Below are 5,427 nucleotides of genomic sequence, written 5' to 3' on the forward strand. Positions count from 1 at the left end.
AAAAATATACGCCTGGTTGAGTAAAAACAATTGCATGATAATCACCCCTACAATGGCTAAAAACCCTATAAATATTACTGTTTTGAATTTATTAAATTTCATATTGACACCGATATTACAAAAATTGGATGGTAAAAAACAACCATTAACAACTTGTTAACAATCATTTAAATCTGATTAACAACTCCTTTTTCTTGATTGTTTAGCTTTGTGAAACAAAATTAAAATAACTAAAATTATATTAAGGTATGAAATCGATTAAATTATCAATTGTTGCATTATTTATTGCAAGTGCCTCTTTTGCTCAGACTAAAGACACAAAAACTGTAAAAGCTCCGGCTCCAGTTGCTGCACCTGCACCTGTGGCTGTTCCTGCTCCACCACCAGCGCCAAAACAATCTGTCGTTAAATGGGATCAAGAAATGCACGATTTTGGAGACATTCCAAAAGGAATTCCTGCAACTTATGAATTTTCTTTCACAAACAATACTAAAGAAACTATAATTATTACGAGTGTTAAACCTGCTTGTGGTTGTACAGCGGCAAACTATACAAAAACTCCTATCAAACCAGGAGAAAAAGGTATGGTAGCAGCTACTTTCAATGCAGCTTCTCCGGCTCCGTTTCAAAAATCAGTAACTGTAATGACAAACGAAGGTGGTGCTGAAGCAATAAAAACATTATCTTTTAAAGGCAAAGTAATTGAAACATCTACTGATGCTGATAAAAAAACAGACATTAAATCATAATTTTTAATTCAACTTTTTTCATCTTAAAAAGCCACCTGAAATTCAGGTGGTTTTTTTTTACTAAATGGGAACAGCTATAAAAACTCTTCTAGGATTACCAAAAATTAAAAAGGATAAAAATAGAATTTCAAAAAAGTGGCTGCTCAAACATAAAAATACTGGATTACAAAAAACTTTGTTTTAATTTTTAAAAAACAATCAAACTTTTTTCTATTTTTATAAAACAAATTTATCCTATTAGTAAATGAAATTCTTGCTGAAATTCCTAAAATGGTTTGCGATTTTTATTGCAACTCTAATTATTGTCATGTATATTTTTGATGTTGATTATTTACTGCGCGCGGTAAAAACAATTTATCTCAAAGGATACACTACTGCTTTTTTGGAAGATTATAAAGAATTTCCAAATCGAGAAATTAAAAAAGGGATAGCGCAACCTTGGTCAATCGCTTCCGATTATAATTCAGTTCCCGCAACTCAAAATCTAGAAAAAACACATAAAGAACTTAAAACCACTGCTTTTTTAATTATTAAAAATGATCGCATTTGGCATGAAAGTTATTTTGATGGATTTGATAAAAACTCAAAGTCTAATTCGTTTTCCATGGCAAAAAGTGTGGTTACCATGGCGCTAGGAAAAGCTATAATGGAAGGCAAAATTAAAAGTTTGGACCAAAAAGTAACCGATTTCTTTCCTGAATTAAAAGGAAAATTTGTAAAAGAAGTAACTGTTGGCGATTTATCCTCAATGGCTTCAGGTTTGAGTTGGGATGAAAAATATTACAATCCGTTTTCAATCGTAACACGAGCCTATTTTGACGATGATTTAGACAAAATGATTCTTGGTTTAAACATCATCGAAAAACCAGGAAAATCCTTTAAATATTTGAGTGGTGCGACCCAATTATTGGCCATGTGTCTTGAAAAAACAACGGGTGAATATTTATCGGATTATGTTTCAAAACACTTTTGGCAACCCATGGGAGCCGAAAATGATGCACTTTGGCAATTAGATGAAGCCCCAGACGGCATTGAAAAAGCCTATTGTTGTATTGCAAGTAATGCACGAGATTTTGCTCGTTTTGGAAAATTATATTTAAATAATGGAAATTGGAACGGCAAACAATTATTAGAGAGCACTTTTGTTAAAAAATGTATCACACCACGATTTAAAAATTCACCTCAATATGGTTATGGATGGTGGATGCATACCGTTTTGGGTAAAAAATTATATTATATGCGAGGTCACTTAGGACAATTTGTCATTGTAATTCCTGAAGATCAATTGATCATTGTTAGACTTGGTCATTTAAAAGGTCTCCAAACAAAAAAAGATACGCACAGTAATGATTTATATACTTATGTTGAAGAAACATACAAAATGCTTAGTAATCGTAAATAAAATTCTGTAACCCCTAAAAAAATTAAAATATGATTGAAAAAATAAATCTAAATAACATCTTATTTTTAGATATCGAAACCGTTCCTGAGCATGAAAATTATGCTGTTTTAGATCAAGAAACCCAGTATTTATGGGAACACAAAACACAATACCAACGAAAAGACGATATTTCGGGCGAAGATTTTTATGAAAGAGCAGGAATTTGGGCTGAATTTGGAAAAATCATTACTATTTCCGTCGGATATTTTGTTAATAAAGCAGACATTCGAAACTTTAGAGTGACCAGTTTTTGGGGTGACGAAAAGAAAATTTTACGAGATTTTTCAAATCTACTGAACACCCACTTCAACGGAGCCCAACATGTTTTATGTGGTCATAACGCTAAAGAATTCGACATTCCATTTATTGCACGAAGAATGATTATTAACGGAATTGCTTTGCCAAACAAGCTTAATTTATTTGGTAAAAAACCCTGGGAAGTGCCGCATTTAGATACTTTAGAATTATGGAAATTTGGCGATTATAAACATTTCACGTCATTAAAATTATTAACTAAAGTTTTAGGAATTCCTTCGCCAAAAGATGATATTGACGGAAGCGAAGTTGCTCATGTTTATTATGTAGAAAATAATATTGACCGAATCATCACTTATTGTGAAAAAGATGTCATTGCAGTAGCTCAGATTTTTCTTCGATTACGAAGAGAAGATATATTAGTAGACGACGAAATTATTCATGTATAATTTTCAAAATTGAATTTTAGTCTTGATTTAGTACATTTACAAAAAATATAACACATGGTATTAAGTAGATTTTGGTTGGTAATTTTTATTTCATCTATCTTTTTTGTAGTAGTGGGTTTGTTTTCTTCACAGTACTATTCCATTGATTATGTGCTAAATGGCAAACAAGGTGAACCCCTTTTAATCAATGAAAAGTATATAAATGAAGTGCCAAAATTTATTCAAGATAGTTTACAAAAAAGTGAAGAAAATACTTACATCGTTAATCGCAATGAAAAAGATGCAGATACTACTTACGTGTATTCCAATCAAACGGTAAAAGTTTACAGCGGCACACAAAAAGCAGACGGTTTGTTACCCATGACAAAAACCAGTTTGTTTGATTTGATTCTGCCGTTAATGGCTTATTTGTCTTTTTTCTGTGGTCTTATGGAATTGCTTATCATTTCTGGGGCTTCTGAACGATTGGCTAAAAAATTAAGTCCGCTATTTGCTAAAGTTTTTCCTTCTATCCCAAAAAATCATGAGTCCATTTCCTATATGACGTTGAACTTTTCAGCCAACTTCTTAGGATTAGATTCTGCAGCAACGCCTTTTGGTTTAAAAGCCATGCAAAGTTTACAAGAACTAAACCCTGATAAAGACAAAGCCAGCGATGCGCAAATTATGTTTATGTGTTTGCATGCTGCGGGTTTAACGTTGATTCCAACATCTATTATTGGTTATCGAGCAGCCGAACATGCCGCAAATCCAGCCGATGTCATGTTGCCGTGTATCATTACTTCGTTTGTTGGAACTATTGCTGCCTTTTTATTGGTAGGAATCAAACAAAAAATCAACTTCAAAAGCGCTTCGTTACTAGCGGTATTGATGGGTGTTATTGGTGCCATTGTGGGATTATTATTCTATGTAAACAGCCTTGATTTAATCGGAAAAAATTATTTTACATCAAATCTTTCGGGTCTATTGTTAATCATTATTATCGGATTCACGCTCATTTTTTCCTTTGTTCAAGAGAAGAAATTTGTAGAACATAAAACCACTATTTTTGATACATTTGTAACAGGAGCCAACAACGGATTAAAAACAGGAGTTACTATTTTTCCATACGTAATGGGAATGTTAGTAGCGATTTCGCTGTTTAGAAACAGTGGTTTGTTTGAAATTATAGCCAACGGAATTTCCTTTTTATTTGCTCATTTAGGTGTTGCCAAAGAAATAACCGATTCGCTTCCAGTGGCGCTGTTGCGTCCGTTTAGCTCAGGTGGTTCAAGAGGTTTTATGATTGATGCAATGAAGCAATTTGGACCAGATTCTTTAACCGGAAGATTGAGCTGTATTTTCCAGTGCAGTGCCGAAACAACATTTTACGTAATTGCCGTTTATTTTGGAAGTATCAATGTGAAAAACACACGTTATACTCTAGGTATGATGCTTTTAGTAGATTTAATTTGTGTGATTACAGCGATTTTTGTGGCGAGTTGGTTTTTTTAAAATCCCCAATTAACCACATTTCATTTTTTCAATCCCGGCAAAAATCCGTAACTTTACCTTTCAAAACTTACACACAAATGGACTTTTTATATCAAGACCCGTATCCTATTTTAAAAGACGATACAACCTACAAAAGATTAACTTCTGATTACGTAAAAATTGAACAACTTGGCGATAGAGAAATCTTAGTGGTTGACCCAAAAGGATTAGAATTATTAGCTCAAGAAGCGATGGACGACGTTTCGTTTATGCTACGTTCTGCACATTTACAAAAATTACGAAATATTATCGAAGACCCAGAAGCAACAGATAACGATCGTTTTGTGGCTTATAATTTATTACAAAATGCAGCTGTAGCCGTGGAAGGTCAATTGCCTTCTTGCCAAGATACTGGAACGGCCATTGTGGTAGCTAAAAAAGGTGAAAACGTGTACACAGGTGTTGAAGATGGCGAATGGTTATCCAAAGGAATTTACAATACGTACCAAAATAAAAATCTTCGTTACTCGCAAATTGTTCCGATTTCGATGTTTGAAGAAAAAAACTCGGGTTCAAATCTTCCAGCTCAAATTGATATTTATGCTAAAAAGGGAAATTCGTATGAATTCTTATTTTTAACAAAAGGTGGTGGTTCGGCAAACAAAACCTTCTTGTATCAAAAAACAAAATCGTTGTTAAATGAAAAATCGTTAGACGAATTTGTTCGTGAGCGTATTATGGATTTAGGAACAGCGGCTTGTCCTCCGTATCATTTGGCTTTAGTAATTGGCGGTACTTCTGCAGAAGCGAATTTAGCAACAGTCAAAAAAGCATCAGCGGGTTATTATGACAATTTACCAACATCAGGAAACATGTCGGGTCAAGCGTTTCGCGATTTAGAATGGGAGAAAAGAGTACAAATTATTTGTCAAGAAAGTCAAATTGGAGCCCAGTTTGGCGGAAAATATTTAACCCATGACGTTCGTGTGATTCGTTTGCCTCGTCATGCGGCATCTTGCCCAGTTGGAATGGGTGTTTCTTGTTCGGCAGATAGAAATAT

Annotated in this window: 5 protein-coding genes; all 5 read left to right on the forward strand. The window is 33.7% G+C overall.

The features are described 5' to 3' along the window. Window positions 1–248 precede the first annotated feature (248 nt). Complete coding sequence (locus ACIQZC_RS08610) at window positions 249–749, forward strand: DUF1573 domain-containing protein (RefSeq protein WP_396138825.1); 501 nt, start codon at window positions 249–251, stop codon at window positions 747–749. Between the two features lie 244 nt (window positions 750–993). Next, entirely contained in the window at window positions 994–2,151 is a 1,158-nt protein-coding gene (locus ACIQZC_RS08615; protein ID WP_396138826.1) for a serine hydrolase domain-containing protein, read from the forward strand. A 29-nt stretch (window positions 2,152–2,180) separates the two neighbouring features. Continuing rightward, complete coding sequence (locus tag ACIQZC_RS08620) at window positions 2,181–2,894, forward strand: 3'-5' exonuclease (RefSeq protein ID WP_396138827.1); 714 nt, start codon at window positions 2,181–2,183, stop codon at window positions 2,892–2,894. A gap of 54 nt (window positions 2,895–2,948) precedes the next feature. Next, window positions 2,949–4,388 carry a nucleoside recognition domain-containing protein gene (locus tag ACIQZC_RS08625; protein WP_396138828.1) on the forward strand — a complete coding sequence of 480 codons (1,440 nt, stop codon included), beginning with the start codon at window positions 2,949–2,951 and terminating at the stop codon, window positions 4,386–4,388. A 77-nt stretch (window positions 4,389–4,465) separates the two neighbouring features. Then, on the forward strand, window positions 4,466–5,427 hold a 962-nt coding region (locus ACIQZC_RS08630), incomplete at its 3' end, for a fumarate hydratase (RefSeq protein ID WP_396138829.1).

The organism is Flavobacterium sp., assembly GCF_044338735.1.
Taxonomy (GTDB): Bacteria; Bacteroidota; Bacteroidia; order Flavobacteriales; family Flavobacteriaceae; genus Flavobacterium.